Annotated in this window: 18 protein-coding genes; 2 read left to right on the forward strand and 16 right to left on the reverse strand. The window is 65.8% G+C overall.

Annotated elements, in window-relative coordinates:
• Window positions 1-131 precede the first annotated feature (131 nt).
• The 7 genes from AC1DQQ_RS08440 to AC1DQQ_RS08470 all read right to left on the reverse strand — a co-directional run bounded on the left by AC1DQQ_RS08440 (window position 132) and on the right by AC1DQQ_RS08470 (window position 6,989).
• Entirely contained in the window at window positions 132-2,996 is a 2,865-nt protein-coding gene (locus AC1DQQ_RS08440) for a M16 family metallopeptidase (protein ID WP_478039583.1), read from the reverse strand.
• Between the two features lie 136 nt (window positions 2,997-3,132).
• Window positions 3,133-3,327: a hypothetical protein gene (locus AC1DQQ_RS08445; RefSeq protein WP_478039582.1), complete on the reverse strand. Its 195-nt coding sequence runs from the start codon at window positions 3,325-3,327 to the stop codon at window positions 3,133-3,135.
• Between the two features lie 2 nt (window positions 3,328-3,329).
• A complete protein-coding gene (tgt, locus tag AC1DQQ_RS08450) occupies window positions 3,330-4,466 on the reverse strand; it encodes a tRNA guanosine(34) transglycosylase Tgt (RefSeq protein ID WP_478039580.1) in 1,137 nt (378 codons plus the stop codon).
• Entirely contained in the window at window positions 4,463-5,284 is an 822-nt protein-coding gene (locus tag AC1DQQ_RS08455) for a nucleotidyltransferase domain-containing protein (protein WP_478044839.1), read from the reverse strand. The genes tgt and AC1DQQ_RS08455 overlap by 4 nt, the downstream gene beginning before the upstream one ends.
• A gap of 39 nt (window positions 5,285-5,323) precedes the next feature.
• Window positions 5,324-5,965: an HAD hydrolase-like protein gene (locus AC1DQQ_RS08460; RefSeq protein WP_478039577.1), complete on the reverse strand. Its 642-nt coding sequence runs from the start codon at window positions 5,963-5,965 to the stop codon at window positions 5,324-5,326.
• Between the two features lie 2 nt (window positions 5,966-5,967).
• Window positions 5,968-6,474: an EF-hand domain-containing protein gene (locus AC1DQQ_RS08465; RefSeq protein WP_478044840.1), complete on the reverse strand. Its 507-nt coding sequence runs from the start codon at window positions 6,472-6,474 to the stop codon at window positions 5,968-5,970.
• Window positions 6,475-6,599: 125 nt separating this feature from the next.
• Window positions 6,600-6,989: a TrbC/VirB2 family protein gene (locus tag AC1DQQ_RS08470; protein WP_478044841.1), complete on the reverse strand. Its 390-nt coding sequence runs from the start codon at window positions 6,987-6,989 to the stop codon at window positions 6,600-6,602.
• Between the two features lie 191 nt (window positions 6,990-7,180).
• Between AC1DQQ_RS08470 and AC1DQQ_RS08475 the strand changes: the two genes are divergently transcribed.
• Complete coding sequence (locus tag AC1DQQ_RS08475) at window positions 7,181-9,013, forward strand: methyl-accepting chemotaxis protein (protein WP_478044842.1); 1,833 nt, start codon at window positions 7,181-7,183, stop codon at window positions 9,011-9,013.
• A 16-nt stretch (window positions 9,014-9,029) separates the two neighbouring features.
• On the opposite strand, the gene AC1DQQ_RS08480 is transcribed toward AC1DQQ_RS08475, so the two are convergent.
• The 9 genes from AC1DQQ_RS08480 to AC1DQQ_RS08520 form a co-directional block, all read right to left on the reverse strand.
• Window positions 9,030-10,178, reverse strand: coding sequence for a tetratricopeptide repeat protein (locus tag AC1DQQ_RS08480; RefSeq protein WP_478039570.1), 1,149 nt, complete (start codon window positions 10,176-10,178; stop codon window positions 9,030-9,032).
• Window positions 10,179-10,338: 160 nt separating this feature from the next.
• Complete coding sequence (locus AC1DQQ_RS08485; RefSeq protein ID WP_478039568.1) at window positions 10,339-12,117, reverse strand: vWA domain-containing protein; 1,779 nt, start codon at window positions 12,115-12,117, stop codon at window positions 10,339-10,341.
• Window positions 12,118-12,231: 114 nt separating this feature from the next.
• Window positions 12,232-12,741 (reverse strand): RNA polymerase sigma factor, encoded by a 510-nt coding sequence (locus AC1DQQ_RS08490; RefSeq protein WP_478039566.1) that lies wholly within the window; start codon window positions 12,739-12,741, stop codon window positions 12,232-12,234.
• Between the two features lie 175 nt (window positions 12,742-12,916).
• Window positions 12,917-13,954, reverse strand: coding sequence for a tRNA preQ1(34) S-adenosylmethionine ribosyltransferase-isomerase QueA (queA, locus tag AC1DQQ_RS08495; RefSeq protein ID WP_478044843.1), 1,038 nt, complete (start codon window positions 13,952-13,954; stop codon window positions 12,917-12,919).
• Window positions 13,955-13,980: 26 nt separating this feature from the next.
• Entirely contained in the window at window positions 13,981-14,790 is an 810-nt protein-coding gene (locus tag AC1DQQ_RS08500) for a peptidylprolyl isomerase (protein WP_478044844.1), read from the reverse strand.
• A gap of 328 nt (window positions 14,791-15,118) precedes the next feature.
• A complete protein-coding gene (gene coaD / locus AC1DQQ_RS08505) occupies window positions 15,119-15,628 on the reverse strand; it encodes a pantetheine-phosphate adenylyltransferase (protein WP_478044845.1) in 510 nt (169 codons plus the stop codon).
• A 16-nt stretch (window positions 15,629-15,644) separates the two neighbouring features.
• Window positions 15,645-16,541: a polyprenyl synthetase family protein gene (locus tag AC1DQQ_RS08510; RefSeq protein WP_478039560.1), complete on the reverse strand. Its 897-nt coding sequence runs from the start codon at window positions 16,539-16,541 to the stop codon at window positions 15,645-15,647.
• Between the two features lie 11 nt (window positions 16,542-16,552).
• Complete coding sequence (locus AC1DQQ_RS08515; protein WP_066590374.1) at window positions 16,553-16,792, reverse strand: exodeoxyribonuclease VII small subunit; 240 nt, start codon at window positions 16,790-16,792, stop codon at window positions 16,553-16,555.
• A 58-nt stretch (window positions 16,793-16,850) separates the two neighbouring features.
• Window positions 16,851-17,102 (reverse strand): GlsB/YeaQ/YmgE family stress response membrane protein, encoded by a 252-nt coding sequence (locus AC1DQQ_RS08520; protein ID WP_478030531.1) that lies wholly within the window; start codon window positions 17,100-17,102, stop codon window positions 16,851-16,853.
• A gap of 156 nt (window positions 17,103-17,258) precedes the next feature.
• On the opposite strand from AC1DQQ_RS08520, the gene AC1DQQ_RS08525 reads away from it, so the two are divergent.
• Window positions 17,259-18,617 carry an NAD-dependent succinate-semialdehyde dehydrogenase gene (locus tag AC1DQQ_RS08525; RefSeq protein WP_478044846.1) on the forward strand — a complete coding sequence of 453 codons (1,359 nt, stop codon included), beginning with the start codon at window positions 17,259-17,261 and terminating at the stop codon, window positions 18,615-18,617.
• Window positions 18,618-18,669 lie beyond the last annotated feature (52 nt).

The raw sequence follows: 18,669 nt of genomic DNA on the forward strand, positions 1-18,669 counted from the left end.
CGACGTTAATTGGGTGCCCCGCCCCTAGCCCTAGCCGTCACCCCGGCCTTGTGCCGGGGTCCACTCCTCCTCACGCCCCTGGCGCTTGCGGCTCGGTGGATGCCGGCACAAGGCCGGCATGACGGAGGGCGCTATCGCAACGTCGTGCTGTCCAGATTGACCTTGTCCGCCGGGATCACCTCGACATTCGGATATTTCTTGCGGAGATCGTCGAGGAACAATTTCGCGTCACCAACGACGATGACGCTGGCGTCGGTCGGATCGAGCAGCCGTTGCGCGACACGCTGCACCTCCGCCGCATCGACGCCTTCGATCTTGGGCGTGAACGCCTTGAGTTCAGACAGGGGCACGTTCTCGACGACATAATCGCCCAGCACGCCGGCAATCCCCCCGGTCGTTTCGGTATCGCGGCCGAAATCGCCGATCAGCACCGCCTTGCGCGAGGCGAGTTCGTCATTCGGCACCGGCGCCGATCCCATCCCCTTCATCGTGTCGATGATCAGCCCGACCACTTCGGGCGCCGAGGGGTTCTTGGTCTGGGTGTTGGCCGCGACATAGCCGGGCTGGCGCCGCGCCGCGATGCCGCTGCCCGCGCCATAAGCGAGGCCGCGCTTGATGCGGATTTCCTGGTTGAGCCGCGACGAGAAACCGACGCCCAAAGTGGCATTGGCGACGCTCGCCGCGTAGAAATCCGGGTCGCTGCGGGCAATGCCTGGGCGGGCAACGACGACCCCAGCCTGGCCGGCATTGGGCATATCGACGACGATGATCCGCGGCGTTGCGGTGGCGGAATCGGTCTTGGGCGCGGCGACCGGCGCGGCCTTAGCCTGCCAGCTGCCGAAATTGGCCTCGACGAGCGCCTTCGCCGCCGCCGGCGTGATGTCGCCGACCATCACCATGGTCGCGCGCGCCGGCGCCCAGGTGCGCGCATAGGCGGTCTGCACTTCGCTTCGCGTGATCGCCTTGAGCGAGGTCGGCGTACCCGCGATGGGATGACCATAAGGCCCGCCGCCCATTACCGTCCGCGCCGCGACCAAAGAGGCGAGCCGGCCCGGATTCTTGAGCTGGACCTGGACGCTGTCGATCGTCTGCGCGCGATCGCGTTCGAGTTCCTCGGCCGTGAAGACCGGATTGCGCGCGACGTCGGCGAGCACTGCCATCGCCGGAGCGATCTGGTCGGACTTGACCTGCAGCGTCACCGCCGCCGCATCCCAGGCGACGGCCGAGCTGATCGATCCGCCGAGCTTCTCGACCTCATTGGCGATCTGCGTCGCCGAGCGCGTCTTGGTCCCCTTGGTCATCAAATCGGCGGCCAGGCTGTTGAGCCCGGCGCGGTCGGCCGGGTCCGCGGCGCCGCCGCCATTGGCGAGGACCTGCGTGGTGATCAGCGGCAGATCGTGCTTTTCGACCACGATCAGCTTCATGCCGTTGGCCAAAGTCGCCGTCACCGGCGCCGGCAGTGCCGCGACCACCGGCTTGGCCGGCGCGGGCACGGCGACGCGGTCGGCATCGCTCGCCGGCTTGACGACCTCGACATTGCCCGGCGTCTTCAGCTCGGCGACCTCGACCGTATCGGCGACCGCGATCTTGTCGCCCTTCGTCCCGTCCTTGGGCGCCATTTCGGCGGGCATATAGTTGATCATCGCCGAGCCATTGTCGGTCAGATATTTGCGCGCGACACGCTGGATGTCGGCGGCAGTCACCTTGCCGATCGCGGCAAGCTGCTTGTCGGCGGCGGCGGGATCGCCGTCGATGATCACCGATCGCGCGATCGTCGACGCCTTGCCATCGGCGGTCTCACGGCTCTCGATCGTCGCGGTGATCAGCTGATTCTTGGCGCGGGTCAGCTCGGCCGGGGTGACTAAGGTGTCGCGCGCGCGGGCGACCTCGGCACGTAACGCCTTCTCGCCATCGGCGACGCTCTTGCCGTCAGCCATCGTCGCGGTGACGACGAACGAGCCGGTGCCCTGTTTGGTATCGAGGAAAGTATTGGCCGATTGCGCGAGCTGATCGCGATAGACCAGGTCCTGATATAGCCGCGAGCTATCGCCGCGCGACAGGATCGCGTCGAGCAGAGTCAGTGCCGGGATGTCGGCATTGTTGTCCGACGGCACCTGATAGCTGATCAGTACCGCAGGCAGCGGCGTGTTGGCCTCATAGACCGTATAGCGGGTAGGCGTGGTGCGCGGGGGCTCGGCGACGGTCACGCGCGGGATCGGGCGGTCGGTCTTCTTGATCCCCGCGAAATATTTGTCGACCCATCGATCGAGCTCGGCGGGATCGAAATTGCCCGCCACCACCAGTACCGCATTGTCGGGGCGGTAATAGGTCGCGTGGAACGCCCGAACGTCGTCGATCGTCGCAGCTTCGAGATTCTCCAGGCTGCCGATCCCGGGTCGCGCATAGGGATGCACGCGGTAACTGATCTCGGGATAGTAGATCGAATAGAGCTTGCCGTACGGCGTCGCCAAGGTGCGGAGGCGAAGCTCTTCCTTCACCACGTCGCGCTCGGAGGCGTAGCTGACCGGTTCGACCACCAGGCTCGCCATGCGATCCGCCTCGGCGAACAGCAGCCGCTCGAGATGGTTGGCCGGGACGACCTCGAAATAATTGGTGTAATCGTCGTTGGTCGAGGCGTTGTTATAGCCGCCGACATCCTCGGTCAGGCGGTCGAAATTCTCCGATTTCAGATTCTTCGTCGCCTTGAACATCAGATGTTCGAACATGTGCGCGAAGCCCGATTTGCCCTTGGGATCGTCCTTCGAGCCGACATCGTACCAGACCTGCACCGAGACATTGGCGGTCTTGGTGTCGCGGATCGCATAGACGCGCAGGCCATTGGCAAGCGTGCGGACGGTATAGGCGATCGGCTTGACCGCCGTCGCACTGGTGGCCGCCGCCGTTTTTGGAGCGAGCTTCCGGGCGGGCGTGGCGGCGGTGGCGGCGACGGGAATCAGGGCGGCGCCCATTAACAGGGCGGCACGAGTCAGACGCATTCAATTCTCCGCAAAGGAGGTGAGGATGACGCCGATGTGTCGCGCTAAAACACCGCGAGTCAATCGCCCGCCGAACCTGGCTCCGCCCGCCGCCATCGCCGACGAACAATCGTCAGCGATCAGACGGGAGAAGTCTTCAACGCTTCTTGTTGCGATTGGCGTAGAGCACTGCCGCGGCGATCGCCGCCGATCCGACACCCGCGCCCAGTGCCGCCAGGCCCCATTTGCTGAGCTTGGCCGGCTCGGGCGTGCCCTCGGCGCCTTTCTGGCGCTCCTTGGCAATCCGCGCCGCGGCCATGATCTCATTCTCTTCTTCGGGCTTGTCGCTCACGCTCACTCTCCTCGACCCTGTCCGTAGCGTGCCCGGAATCCGCTCGCAAATGCGTTGAGCGTTCCAGCGGCAATCGCTGCGCGCAAGTCCGCCATCAACGCCTGATAGAACCAAATGTTGTGCTCGGTCATCAACATCGCGCCCAGAATCTCGCCGGCGCGCACCAGATGGTGGAGATAGGCGCGTTCCCAGGTGGCGCAGACCGGGCAGCCACATTCGGGATCGAGCGGCCCCTGATCCTCGCCGAACTTCGCGTTGCGGATGTTGATCGGACCGGTCCGTGTGAACGCCTGGCCGGTGCGGCCCGAGCGCGTCGGCAGCACGCAGTCGAACATGTCGACCCCGCGCTCGACCGCACCGACGATGTCGTCCGGTTTGCCCACCCCCATCAGGTAACGCGGCTTATCGGCGGGAAGCTGGCTCGGCGCGAAATCGAGACAGCCGAACATCGCCGCCTGCCCTTCTCCCACCGCAAGCCCACCGATCGCATAGCCGTCAAACCCGATCTCGGTCAGCGCCGCCGCGCTTTCGCCACGCAATTGCTCGTTCAGCGCGCCCTGCTGAATGCCGAATTGCGCTGCGTTCTCGGCATGTTCGCCGCCGCCAAGGAATGCCTCGCGCGAGCGCCGCGCCCAGCGCATCGACCGTGCCATCGCCGCCGCCTGCACCTCGGCCGTCGAGGTCGTCGGCACCAATTCGTCGAACGCCATGACGATGTCTGATCCGAGCAGCCGCTGGATCTCCATCGAGCGCTCGGGACTCATCAGGTGCCGCGTGCCGTCGAGATGGCTCTTGAACTCGACTCCATTCTCGTCCCGCTTGGTGAGTTCGGACAGGCTCATCACCTGATAGCCGCCGCTGTCGGTCAGGATAGGCCGGTCCCAGCCCATGAAATGATGCAATCCGCCCAGCCGCGCGACGCGCTCGGCGGTCGGGCGCAGCATCAGATGATAGGTGTTGCCCAGGATGATGTCGGCGCCGGCGGCCCGGACATCGCCCGGCTTCATCGCCTTGACCGTCGCGGCGGTGCCGACCGGCATGAAGGCAGGCGTGCGGATCGTGCCGCGGCGCATCGCGATCTCGCCGGTGCGCGCCTTGCCGTCGGTGGCGTGGATGGTGAAGTCGAAGCGGGGAGTCATGCGGGAGCCAGTTCGTCGAGAAGGTCGAGGAAAACGCGATCGGCGACGCGGCGTCGTTCTTCCGGCGAGACCGGATCGACGGCAACCGGCGGATCAGTGGCAAGCGCTGCATCGATCAGCGCAGCGATGGCGGGTGGCACCGGCCCACCTCCTAGCTCGACTGTGACTGACTTGCGTTCGATCAGCGAATCGATCTCGGCACGGAGCGCCAGGGGCAGATCGATCGCAGCGAGCGACTGCGTGAACGCCATCGGTGCCACGACCTCGCCGGGATGGCGGTCGAGCCAAGTCATCGCAACGACTGGACGCAACGCATAAAGGAGCTTCTTGAGCGGGACATCGTGCGTTTCGCGATCGAGCGGCACCCAAGACGCTTTGGCCAGATTGTAATAATGCCGTCGGACCGCGGCCCGATCGGTCACATCACGCGCCAGATCCAGCAGGCGGTTGGCGATACGCTGGTCGAATCGATAGCGGATCGGCGAGGTCAGCCATTCGATCGCAACAGCATTGCCCCTGACCATCAGCTTGATAAGCTTGCCAAGATCCCAACCGCCGACATCATAGATCGCATCAAGGGGCGTCTCAATCACATCGCGTGGTTGCCAGAGCGAACGATAATCGTCCTGGCTCCGCACAAACACAAACCGACAGTCATAGTCGCTGTCGGGCGACGGGAAACCCCAGGCACGACTGCCGCTCTCGATCGCTATCGGGATATGGACAAGTTCGTCGCGCTCCGCCTCGGAGAGGCGCGCATCGATGCCCGCGACGATCTCAGGATCGAAACTATCGGGAATAGAGCGCTGGGGAGACATCGCCGTCGCTCTAGCGGCGGGGTCTGCGGTTTGTCGACCTCAGGTCAGATAGTCGACCACCTCTTGCGGTGTCGCGAACGTCTTGTCGGGCTTCATCGCCAACAGCATTTCGGGATTGGCATAGCCCCATAACACCGCGCCGGCGCCGATCCCGACTGCGCGCGCGGCATCGACGTCGCGGGTTTCGTCGCCGATCGACAAGATCGCGCTGGGCGGGAGCCCGCTTGCCTTGATCGCCTGGCGGAATTTGCGCACTTTGCCGAACAGGCCCGAGCCGCAGAAGAAACGCTCGATCCTGGCGCAATCCTCCAGTCCCAGGACTGCGCGGACATTGGCTTCCGAATTGGACGAACAGACGAACATCCGGACGTTCGTCTCGCTGATCGCCTTCAGCATGTCGCGGATGCCGTCGAACAGCTGGATTTCATCCGTGTGCCGACCGAACCGCGCTCGAACGTGGCGCGCGATCAACGGCAATTTCCAGCGCGAGATGCCAAGATGGTCGATCACTTCGCGCGTCGTGCGCTTGCGCAATCCCTCTACCTCGTCGGGATGGACGCTGCGGAACCGGAAGCGTTCGGCGAGATCGTCGACGATCGACAGGAACCAGTGGCCGCTGTCGGACAGCGTCCCGTCGAAATCGAAAATGACCAGCTGATATGGATGCCGAGCGGCTACCACGATTATCCGCCTCGTTTCCCGCGTTTCCCGCCATCGCCCATCGGGAAGGCGCGGATCGTCAGCAGTTCGGCGCGAGTCAGGACGCCATCCTTGTCCTTGTCGAGCCGGGTGAAGATCTGGTCGAACTTCGTCTGGAGTTCGGCCAGCGTGATCTGGTTGTCGCTGTCGCTGTCGGTCTCGTACGCGCCGGGCAGCGCGTTGGGATCGCCGAGCCATTTCTGCGCCCAGTCGGAAAAGGCGATATAGCCGAGCTTGCCGGTATTGGCCGTGTCGATCGCGGCGAAACTCCTCGCCACACCCTTGCGCATCTCGTCGCGCGTCACGCGGCCATCGCCGTCCGCGTCGAACGCGGCGATCATCATCGCCACCGGCTCGACCACCAGGATCGGCGGCGCGGCGATCGATACCGGCGCGCCTTTCTTGCTGCCGAGCGGTACGGGCACGCGATTATCGTTCTGCGCGGCGGCTGGGCTCGACAAGCCGATCGCCACCAGGGCGGAGGCAAGCACGAAAGTCCGAGGAGCCAGGGCAAAGCCGCGGCGGATGGCTGGCGTAAAGCGATTCGGCGGCATGAGACAGGCTGTGCCCCAGCGGGCCGGGCTCGGCAACAGCCACTGACTGGCGATGTGCTGCGTTACTGCATCGGAACCGATGCCCCGGCATAGGGATCATAGGGCGCCGGCGTCTTGCTCGGCTGGACGTGTGGAGGCGGCGGCGGCGGAGGTGCGGCGACGATTACCGGCGGCGGGTCATACCCCCCGACGCCGCTGGCCGCATAACGCAGTCCGTTGACGATGGTCGACGCGCCGAACAGGATGAAGCAGCCGAGGATGACGGTCGCACCATGGCGGATATTGACTCGCCCGGTCAGCATCCCGAACCCGATCGCCGCGATCGCGATCACCGCGATCGACGTCGCCGCCGTGCCGAGCAGCACATCCTGCAGCCAGGATATCGCCGCGACGAGCACGCTGGACCCGGCGGGGGAATCGGCGAGCGAAATCGGGGCGTAGGATAGGATCACATCCGGATTTTATGCCGAAGGCGCGGAAAGGAACAGCGCGCATTGTGCCGCATTCAGTCGCGAAAGCTCGATCGCGATCGCGCCGACTGGAAACAGGCTCGCCCACCCCAACCTTGGCAGGATTTCGGGGCCATGCTTAAGAGCGCGATAACCAACTCATATTAGACTGCCGTAGTCGTGGGGGGCGTGAGTTGGACGTAGTCGGCAAGAAATTCGATGGGTTGCTCGGCCCGCTGCTGACCCTGATCGGTCTGGCGGCGACGGGCGCGGCACTGGTCGTCGTCTCGCTGGTGCATCGCGTCGACAGCAACGATTCCGCCACCATGCACACGTTGGTGTCCGGCGCCGTCAAGCGCGAGACGCGGAGCCTGGCCGACTCGACGTCAACCACCGCCCATTGGGACGACGCCGTCGATCACCTCTATGGCCGCGTCGATGCGGAATGGGCCCGCACCAACCTTTCCTATCCGATGCACAGTTACATCATCGACGATCAGGGTAACACGCTCTGGGCTTGCCCGCCCAACGGCAAGGGGAAGCCTGTGCCGCTTGCCGGCGCGATCGGCAGCACCCTTGCCGCCCTGATGTCGCGCCTTCCGCACAGCCAGCGCATAGCCGAAAGGATGACCACCGGCACCGCCTTCCCGATCCGTTTTCAGGGCCGGCCGGCGGTGATTTCGGGCATGCCGATCTTGCCTCTTTTGCGGCCCAGGCAAGTAGGGCGGCTGCGCTATTTGGTGCTAGTGCGCGAGTTGGATAGCCGAGTGCTGTCAGCATGGGGCGACGCCTATGGCCTGGCCAGCATCGGCTGGTCGTCCATGACGGGCGATGCGCCCAATAGGTTGACGGTGCGCGATGCCGCTAATGTGCCGATCGGGACGATAACCTGGCCGCTGGCCACCGCCGGGCAGGACGCGCTGCGCGGCATCCTTCCTATACTGCTCGCGGTCGGCGGCGCGTTCGCGCTGACCTCCGCCTGGTTGTTGCGGCTGATCCTCCGGTCGCGCCGACGCCTGGAGGACAGCATGCGCGCCGCGCAAGCCGAGGCAAGCCGCGCCGAACGCAGCGCCGCCGAAACGGCCAACGCGCTCCGCCAGGCCGAGGAAGCGAGAGTTCGCGCCGATCGGCTCGCCGCCCACGCGGTCGAGGAACAAGCGCGCCACGAGGTCCAGCTGCGCGAAAGCCAGCGCGACGTCGCGGAAGAATTGCGCCGCTCGCTGGCCAGCCTCGTCACCGATCTGATCGATTCCGCCGGCGCGCTGGAACGCAGCGCCGACACAATGCTTTCCGTCATCGCCGACCAGCAGGCGCAAACCGGTGCAATCCGCGATCGCTCGCACGAGGCGAGCCGCGCGACGCAATCCATCTCCGATACGCTGACCGAGCTTTCCTCCTCGATCGGCGAGATCGGCACGGCTTCCGAGCGGGCACGCGTCGCCGTCAACGATGCAAGCCAGCAATCCGCCCGAGCGCGGAGCACCAATGGCAACCTCGTCCGCAACGTCGATCTGATCCGCGAGGCGGCCGAGCTGATCGCCCAGATCGCCGGCCAGACCAACCTGTTGGCGCTCAACGCCACTATCGAGGCGGCGCGCGCCGGCGAGGCAGGGCGGGGCTTCGCCGTGGTAGCGGGCGAAGTAAAGGGACTCGCCAAGCAGGTCGGCGACACGACGTCGGCGATCAAGGGGCGCGTCGATGGCGTCTCCTCGGCGGTGCGCGAGACAGTCGCGCTGGTCGATCAGGTGGACGGCATCATGGGCGCCTTGCTCGACGCCGTCGGAAAGGCGGCGACGACTGCCCACCAGCAGCATCAGGCGGTGGGCGCGATCCAGCGCAACTCGATCGGCATTGCCGACAATGTCCGCACTTCCGAAGAAGCGATCACGGCAATCTCCGCCGCGCTGGATCAGGTGGCCGACACTGCCGGCTCGACCCGGGTGATCGGACTCGCGGTCCGGAGGCATGCCGAAAAGCTTGACGCCCGCTTCGCCGCCCTGGTCGAACGGCTGGAGGCCGCCGCCTAGGGATCGTCGGTCGGAGTCATTGCGCAGGGTCCGGATAATCCAGGTCAAGCTGGACCGCCCGATTCGCATCGGCGTCAGCGCCGCGCCGGTTGCCCTGTTCGCGCCGCAGGACGCTGCGATTGTAATAGCCGCGCGCCGCATAGGGCGCATATTTGATCGCGAGATCGAGATCGGCGGCGGCGCGCGCCGGCTCTCCCTGGCGCTGATAGGCCAGTCCCCGGTTGAGATATGCGAAGGCGAATCTGGGCTTGAGGGCGATGGCCTGATCGAACGCGGCGATCGCGCCGTCCAAGTCTCCACGCCAGGCAAGCGCCAGACCATTGGCAAGCCGCGCCGCCGCCTCGCCCGCCGGTCCCTTCGCACCAATGCCAAGCACGCTCTTGCAGCCGCGCAGGCTTTCCTCGGGATCGATCACCGTGCAGGCATTCCAATCGCCACGCGCGGCATAGGCATTCGGACGCCTTCGCGCACCCGTTACCACGACGTCGCGAGGCCCTTCATCTTCATCAGCCTTCTTGCTTGCCATACTGACCGGACTCGCGGACTCGATCGCTTTCGGTTGCGCCACGCGCCCGGCAGCAGCGACCGGACTCTCGTCAGCTGGCGGAGCCGGTGCCGCGCTCCGTGGCGCGAACTGCATCGGCGGTGGTGCCATGGCTGCGGGGGGCGCAGGCGACGGCGGAGGTGGCGGCGAGGCGGACCGTGCCAGGTCCTCGGAGGCGCGACGATCAGCACCGCCGGCCAAGGTGACCGGGGCAGCCGGAGCGGTCGGCTTTTGGATTGGCGGCTCCGGCTTGACGGCAGGCGTCGACTCTTTGGCTGCACTGGTCGCCGGCGGTTTTGAAACGCCGGGGCGATCAGGCGCCGGCGCCGAGCGCGGCGCGATGTCGGCCGGGGGCTGCTCGACCTTGCCGGGCTGCAGACCACCGGGCCGGTTGAGCGCGATCGACAGGCTGATCCCGGCGACGAGGATGATCGAGGCGAACGCACCGATCTGCTTGCCGGACACCCATCGCGTTGGACGCCGAGCGGGAGCAGCGGCGGGCGTCGGATCGGAGACGCCGTCGAAGCGACGCATCGCAGCCGTGATCGCCGCATCGCGCGCGGCGGGCCGCGGCGGTGGCGAGTCGGGGAGCAGGCGGGCGAGATCGCTGTCGTCGGCCATTCAACGCCCCCAAATGACGAACCGGCAATGGCCGGCGCCGCTGAGGCAAGGAAGGCGGGAAACGGACATCGATCGGTCTATAACGGCAATCTTTGCCCGGTCTAAGCCATGATCGCGAACGGCGATGCGGGACGCCGCAACCGCAGCGTCCCGTTCCACATCATTGCCCGGTCGCCGCAATGCCGTTGGCAATTCGGGCGGTGCGGACGAGCTGGATGAACTCGGTCCGATAGCCGAATTCGTCCTTGCCCTTGGCGCCGCTCGCCATGCGCAGGACGTCGTCATAGCTGAGCGCGCCGTTATAGCGCCCGCCGCGGAGCAATTCGGCGAAACCGGCGACGGCGGTGGCGAAGCGCGCATCCTGCGGCGCGTCTTCGAACCGCGCGAACTGGACGCGCCGATCGATCGGCGTCGACAATAACAGGCTCGCGTCCGACTTGGGCAGCTTGTAGCGGATCTTCACGAAGCCGAGTTCGCCGCTTAATCCCGCCGCGGCAACCGGGGCCGGCGCGGCATAGCGCAAATCGCCATTCGCCCGCGGCCCGCCGACCGGCACGACCTCGTACAACGCCGTCACGGTCTGGCCCGACCCAACATCGCCGGCATCGACCTTGTCATTGTCGAAATCCTCGCGCTTGAGCATCCGCGTCTCGTAACCGATCAGGCGATATTCGGCGACGGTGCGGGGATTGAACTCGACCTGGATCTTCACGTCCTTGGCGATCGGGAACAGGGTCGAGGTCGCCTCGTCGACCAAGGTCTTCCGCGCTTCGTTGACCGTGTCGATATAGGCAGCGGTGCCGTTGCCGTTCTGCGCCAGCGTCTGCATCATCGCGTCGTTGTAATTGCCCATGCCGAAGCCGAGCACCGACAGGAACACGCCCTTGCCGCGCTCGCGCTCGATATAGCCCTTGAGCTCGTCCTGATTGGTGATGCCGACGTTGAAGTCGCCGTCGGTGGTCAGGATCACGCGGTTGACGCCCTTGGCATCGAAATGCTGCTCGGCCAGCCGATAGGCCTGGCGGATACCCTCGGCACCGGCGGTGCTGCCGCCCGCGCCCAGCCCCTCGATCACGGCCTTGATCCTGGCCTTCTCGCTGGCCGGCGTCGGCTCGAGCGCGGTACCGGCGCTGCCGGCATAAGTGACGATCGCAACGCTGTCGTTGCCGTCGAGCTGATCGAGCAGCATTTCGAGCGATTGCTTGACCAGCGGCAGCTTGTTGGGCGCGTACATCGATCCCGACGTGTCGATCAGGAATACCAGGTTCGCGCGCGGCCGCGTCCTGCGCCCGATCTCATAGCCCTTCACGCCGATCCGGACGAGCTTGCGGCCGGGCGTCCAGGGACTCGGGAATACCGCGACATTGGTGCTGAACGGCTGCGACGCGCCGGCCGCGGGCGCATAGTCATAAGGGAAGTAATTGACCATCTCCTCGGTCCGCACCGCCGCTGGCTGCGGCAGCGTGTTCTGGTTGAGCGAGGCACGGACGAACGAATAGGAGGCGGTGTCGACATCGAGCGAGAAGGTCGAGACCGGCTCTTCCTTGACGATCTTGAACGCATTCTGGTCGACGCTGGTGAACTTGTCGCGGCCGACATCCTGATAATAAGGGGGATAAGGCCGCGGCTCCGGCGCTGCGCGCTTGGCAAGCCGACTGGTGGTCATCACGGGCGACGGCACCGAGGGCTGCTGCGGGGACGATAGCGATGGCGGCGGTGCGGGCGGAGCTGGCGGGGCGAAGGTCGATATTCGCGACGCTCTGTCCGTCGGCGCATTGGCGATGCTCTGTCCGGTGACGACGATCTCAGCGGCGCCTTCATCCGCTTTGGCCTCCCCTTTTGCGTCCGACGCGGATGTGAGGCGGGTGTCAGATCCGGCGCAGGACGCGAGCAATGTCAGAGCCAGCCCGGTGGCGACTGCCCGATACAGATGGGACATATCATTCTCCCTTGGTTGCAGCGGGCAGGATCGTCCGCATTCCCCTTCGACGCGGCTCGGCGGGGATTCCTTGGACAAGGGTCGAGATTTTTTTCGCGCGCCTCTTGCCAGGCGTCAGGCTTCGGCGGCCTCCTTCCCGGCGAGCATCCGCCGCGCTTCGTGCATCCGCCACGACACGGTGGTCTCGGCCACCCCCAGGATCGCCGCAGCTTCGGCATGCGACAACTGCTGTCCGGCGACCAGCACCACCGTGTCGCGATACGCGGGCGGCAGGCCGGCGATCGCGCTCTTCACCCACATCGCGTCATGCAGATCGCGGCCGTCGGGACCCCGCGCCAGCCCCGCCAGCACCGCAAGGCGCGCGGCGAACCCGCCCAGGGATTTGCGGCGGCGATGAAAGTCGCGGCACGCATTGAAGACAATGCCGCACAGCCAGGTGGTGAACTTGGCCTCGCCGCGAAACGATCCGATCCGCTCGACCAGCGCGCAACACACGTCCTGCGCGATATCGTCGGCATCGGCGCGCGTCCCGGTCAATTGCCAGGCCAGGCCGTGAATGCGGTCATAATGACGTTCGAGCAGCGCGCTGAATGCCGCGCGGTCACCGGCAACCGCGCCGGCCACCAAGTCTGCGTCAGGATCATCGCCGCGACCCGCCATGGGTCAGCGGCTACCGCAGCGGCGAGATGGTTTCCCGGACCAAGGCGACGCCATTTCCCCCGACATGACTTGCTTTGTGCCTCATTCGCGCCGCCGATGCCATCGCTCCGATAGGTCCAACCGCACGGCAACAGCACCGTCACGGCAACAGCAGTGAGGCATCCCCGTACGAATAGAAGCGGTAGCCGTTCTCGATCGCGTGCGCGTACGCTGCCTGCATCCGCTCCAGCCCCATCAACGCCGAAACCAGCATGAACAAGGTCGATTTCGGCAAATGGAAGTTGGTCATCAGCCCGTCGATCCCGCGGATTCGAACTCCCGGGGTGATGAAGATCGCGGTATCGCCCTCGAACGGGTGGACCCGGCCCGCTTCATCCGCCGCGCTCTCGATCAGGCGGAGGCTGGTAGTGCCGACCGCGATGACGCGGCCGCCGGCGGCGCGGGTCGCGTTGATGCGATCGGCGGTGGCGGCGTCGATGCGACCCCATTCGGCGTGCATCTTGTGCTCATCGGTGTCCTCGACCTTGACCGGCAGGAACGTGCCCGCGCCGACATGAAGCGTCAGCGTGACGTGCCCGACGCCTGCCGCCTCCAGCGCCGCCATCAGGCCGGGGGTGAAGTGCAACGCGGCGGTCGGCGCCGCGACCGCGCCAGGCTCGTTCGCGAACATCGTCTGATAATCGTCGGCGTCCCGCGCATCGGTCGGGCGGCGCGCGGCGATGTACGGCGGGAGCGGCATCCGACCGGCGCGCTCGAGCAGCAATTCGATGGGCTCATCACCGGCGAAGTCGAGCGCGAAGCTGCCATCCTCTGCGCGGTCCGTTGCGATCGCGGTGACGCCCGCGCCGAAATCGATCGTCTCGCCGTCGCGCAGTCGCTTGGCGTTGCGGATGAACGCACGCCAGCGCCGTGCGCCTTCGCGCTTATGCAGCGTCGCCCCGATCCGCGCCTCGCCACGCTTGCCTTCAAGCTGCGCCGGGATCACCCTGGTGTCGTTGAACACCAGCAGGTCGCCGCGCCGCAGTTCGCCCGGCAGGTCGCTGACCAGCCGGTCGCGCGTCGCGCCGTCGGGTCCCGCCCCGTCTAGTACGAGCATTCGCGCCGCGTCGCGCGGGCTCGCCGGACGCAGCGCGATCCGCTCGGGCGGCAAGTCGAAGTCGAACAGGTCGACGTCCACGCCGCCCTCGCGTCAGTTGGTCGTGATTACTTCTTGGCCGGAGCCGGAGTCGGCGCCGGCGTCGTTGCTGCCGGTGCTTTCTCAGCCGGCACCTTGGCCGCAGGCGCCTTCTTGCCGGGCGCCAAGGTCGGCGTTGTCAGCGTCGGCGCGGGCGCCAGCACGGGGGCCGGCGGCGGCGGAGGCGGCGGGGGTGCCGAGTAAGGCGGCGGGTTGTCCGCGGCGACATAGGCATGGAAGATCGTCGACGGGTTCGCCGGCGGCTCGCCACGCTCGACCGCGTCGACATATTCCATCCCGGAGATGACGCGGCCGAAGACGGTGTACTTCTTGTCGAGCGCCAGCTTGGGCAGGAACACGATGAAGAACTGGCTGTTGGCGCTGTTCTCCGCCTTGGTCTTGTCCTCGGGCGAGGCGTCCGGCGCCGCACCCTCACGCGCCGCCGCCACCGCGCCGCGCACGTGCGGCAGATAGTTGAACTCGGCGGGCAGGTCGGGAAGCGTCGAGCCGCCGGTGCCGTCGCCTTTGGGATCGCCGGTCTGCGCCATGAAACCGTCGATCACGCGGTGGAATTTGAGGCCGTCATAGAAATGCTGGCGAGTCAGCGTCTTGACCCGCTCGACCATCTTGGGCGCGACATCGGGGCGCAGCCAGATCACCACGCGGCCGCCGGTCGACAAATCGAGATAGAGCAGATTTTCCTTGTCGGTCATCGGCGGCGGAGCGAGCCGCGGCGCCGCCGGCGGAGTCGGAGGCGCCTTCTGCTTCTTGGCAGCGATCGAAGGACTGCCGGCGATCGCGACACTCATCATCGCAATCAGGCCGAAAAAGAAACGCATGGGCACTCCGGAAAAGACGGTCATTCGGTGTGGGGGCTTAGAGCAATTATCGCCAAGCGCCAATGCGCAGTACGTGCGGCTTTTTTGAGGCAAAGCGACGCCTGCGCCTGACATAGGCGAGCGCGCCAAATAATGATTCACGCGGAGGCGCGGAGGCGCGAAGAAGAGTGGTTTCGCGGAGAGCGCGGAGAGCGCTGAGGTGTTTCTCTTGGCTGCGTCAGCAGCCTTTCAATCAACGATGACGGGAAACGAAAGCGCGCTGTCGCGCGCAACTTCTCCGCGTTCTCGGCGCCTCTGCGCGAACAAAATCTTAGCGCCTTCGCGCGAGTTAAACCCGCCGCAAGCCGTCGCGATCGATTCGCGCGATTACCTCGTCGCGGATGCTGGGGGTGACGAATTTGGAGATGTCGCCGCCGAACACCGCGATTTCCTTGACCAGCCGGCTGGCGATCGGCTGGAGCGACACGTCGGCCATCAGGAACACCGTTTCGACGCGGTGATTGAGTTGCCGGTTCATGCCCGTGAGCTGATATTCATATTCGAAGTCGGTGACGCCGCGAATGCCGCGGATGACGATCGACGCCCCCTGACTGTCGGCGAAGTCCATCAGCAGCGAGCTGAACCCGACCACCTCGATATTGTCGATGCCGGTCGCCTCGACCTCGCGGCGGACGATCGCGATTCGCTCGTCGTCAGCGAACAAGGGTGACTTGGCGATATTGGTGGTAACCCCGATCACCAGCCGATCGACCAGCTTCGCGCTGCGCCGGATGATGTCCATATGCCCCAGCGTAATCGGATCGAACGTGCCGGGATAGACCCCGGTGCGAATGGTCATGCCCCCCTCCCTTCGGCTAGCGGTCGCGCTCTAGCACATAGCGCGCGATGCTGCGCAGCAGGTCGGCCTCCTGCCCATAACCGCGCAGATGATCGATCGCCTGATCGACCAGCATCCGGGCCTGGCCGCGTGCGCGATCGACGCCGAGCAGGGAGACGAACGTCTCTTTCCCCGCGCCTTGGTCCTTCCGCAGCTTCTTGCCCGCCTTTTCCTCGTCGCCCTCGACGTCGAGCAAATCGTCGGAGATCTGGAACGCGAGCCCGATATCGCGGGCATAGCCACGCAGCCCCGTCCGCCCCTCGGGCGCGACGCGGCCCAGGATCGCGCCCATCTCCACCGCGCAGCTGATCAGCGCGCCGGTCTTCATCGCCTGCAGCCGCGTGACGGTGTTGAGGTCGAACGTCTGGGTTTCGGCCTTCAAGTCCATCGCCTGCCCGCCGGCCATCCCGCCGGGCCCCGCCGCGCGCGCGAGCTCGAGCACCAATTCGGCGCGGACATAGGGATCGGGATGGGTCGCCGGATCGGCGAGCCATTCGAACCCGAGGGCATGCAGGCCGTCGCCCGCGAGTATCGCCGCCGCTTCGCTGAAAGCGCGATGCACGGTCGGCTTGCCGCGGCGCATATCGTCATTGTCCATCGCCGGCAGATCGTCATGGATCAGCGAATAGACATGGATTGCCTCGATCGCGCAGGCGGTGCGCGCGGTGCATTCGCGATCGACCCCGAACAGGCCGGCGGTGGCGAAGACCAGCAACGGCCGCAGCCGCTTGCCGCCACCGATCGCCGCATGCCGCATCGCCTGGTACAATTCAGCGCGCGGATCGTCGGGTACCGCGAGCATCACGTCGAAGCGGCGATCGACCTCCGCGCCCACCTGGGTCAACGCGGCCTTGAGCGACGGGGAGGTTGCCACGGCGCCGACGCTCATGCGGCGTTGAACGGCGCGACACCCGCGGGGCGGCCATCCGAATCGAGCCGGATCGCCTCGATTCGCGCCTGCGCCGCGTCGAGCCGCTCGGTGCATTTCTGACGGAGGCGCGTCCCTTCCTCGTAGAGGCGGATGGCGTCATCCAGTTTCGCCTCGCCGCTTTCGAGCTGGCGGACGATTTCCTCGAGGCGCTTCAGCGCGTCCTCGAACGACAGGTCATCGATCGGAGTGTCCATCCGCCACGCTATGCGGCAGCGAACCGGCGGGGGCAACCCGCCGATCCGCCACTTGTGATCAAGCGATATGCAGCAGCCGCGCGACGAAGATCAGCACCATGCCGCCAAGGATCGATGCGATAAGACCCGCCGGATGGAACGGCTCGCTCGCCCTGCGATTGAGCAGCTGCAAAACGAAACCGGCAACGAACGAACCGGCGATGCCCAGCAAGATCGTGACGATCCAACCGACGTGGACGGGACCGGGATAGAACCAGCGCGCCAGCGCGCCGACGATCAATCCGACGATGATCATGCGGATGATACCCATTACTCTCTCTCCCTAAGGCCATGTGGCGTCAGCAGGATTGCATGACCATTCCGGTTGCACAATGACTCGTTCGAGAAGTCGTTCCCTGGAGAATGCGGACCACGGGACCCGCCATCGGAGCCGTGCGTTCGGCTGACCGAAACGAGAGGCAACCCTATGTTCACCAGCATCAACCCTGCCACCAATGAGCCCGGTCGCAGCTTCGCCGAACTGACCGATGCGCAGGTCGAAGCACGACTGGCCAAGGCGCACGAGGCCTTCCTCGCCTGGCGCAGCAGCGATCTCGCCGACCGCATGACCCTGCTCCGCCACATCGCCGAGCGGTTCGAGGACGACAAGGATCGGCTGGCGCGGATCGCTACCGGGGAAATGGGCAAGACGCTGAAATCGGCAGTCGCCGAAGTGGAGAAATGCGCGTCCGCCTTTCGTTACTATGCGCGGCACGGGGCGCAACTGCTCAAGGTGGTCGAAGTCGACACGCCGGTCGGCCATGCCGTCGCGCGCTGGCTGCCGATGGGGCCGGTGCTCGCGGTGATGCCGTGGAATTTTCCCTATTGGCAAGTGGTGCGCTTCGCCGCACCGGCGATCATGGCCGGCAATGTCGGGCTGTTGAAACACGCTTCTTCGGTCCAGGGCTGCGCCGCCGCGCTGGAGGAGACGATCCTGGCGGCCGGAGCGCCCGAAGGCCTGTTCCAGAATCTGGCGATCAAATCGGCCAAGGTCGGCGAGCTGATCGCCGACGACCGTATCGTCGCGGTGACGCTGACCGGCAGCGAAGGAGCAGGTGCCAAGGTTGCCGAGGCTGCGGGTCGCGCACTCAAGAAAATCGTGCTCGAACTCGGCGGATCGGACCCGTTCGTCGTCATGCCGTCAGCCGATATCGCGCTCGCCGCCAAGACCGCGGTCACCGCGCGCACGCAGAATACAGGCCAGTCGTGCATCTGCGCCAAGCGGATGATCGTCCACGCCGATGTCTATGATGATTTCATGGAGACATTCTCGGCGGGGATGAAGGCGGTGAAGACCGGCGACCCGATGGATCCGGCAACCGAGATGGGACCGCTATCGTCGGAAGAGCAACGTGATACCGTGCTTGGCCAAATCGCCAAGTTTCGCGATTCCGGCGCAACCCTGCTGTTCGGCGCGGAGAAACCCGATTTGCCCGGCGCCTATTTGACGCCCGGTGTGCTGGTCGATGTCGATCCCGACAGCGAGGTCGCCAAGGAGGAAGTGTTCGGTCCGGTCGCGATGGTGTTCAAGGTGAGCGACATCGACGAGGCGATCGCGCTCGCGAACGACGTGCCGTTCGGGCTGGGATCGTCGGTCTGGACCAATGACGATGCCGAAAAGGAGCGCTTCGCCCGCGACATCGCCGCCGGCATGACCGCGGTCAATCGCATGCTCTCCTCGACCCCCGAAGCGCCGTTCGGCGGGATCAAACGATCGGGCCATGGCCGCGAACTCGGGCCCTGGGGCCTGCATGAATTCATGAACCTGAAAGCCGTGATCGGCTGATCGCCTGGTCGCCGTCATCCCAGCGAAAGCTGGGATCTCAAGCCGCATCGCG

It is taken from the genome of Sphingomonas sp. P4_G3 (assembly GCF_056401105.1).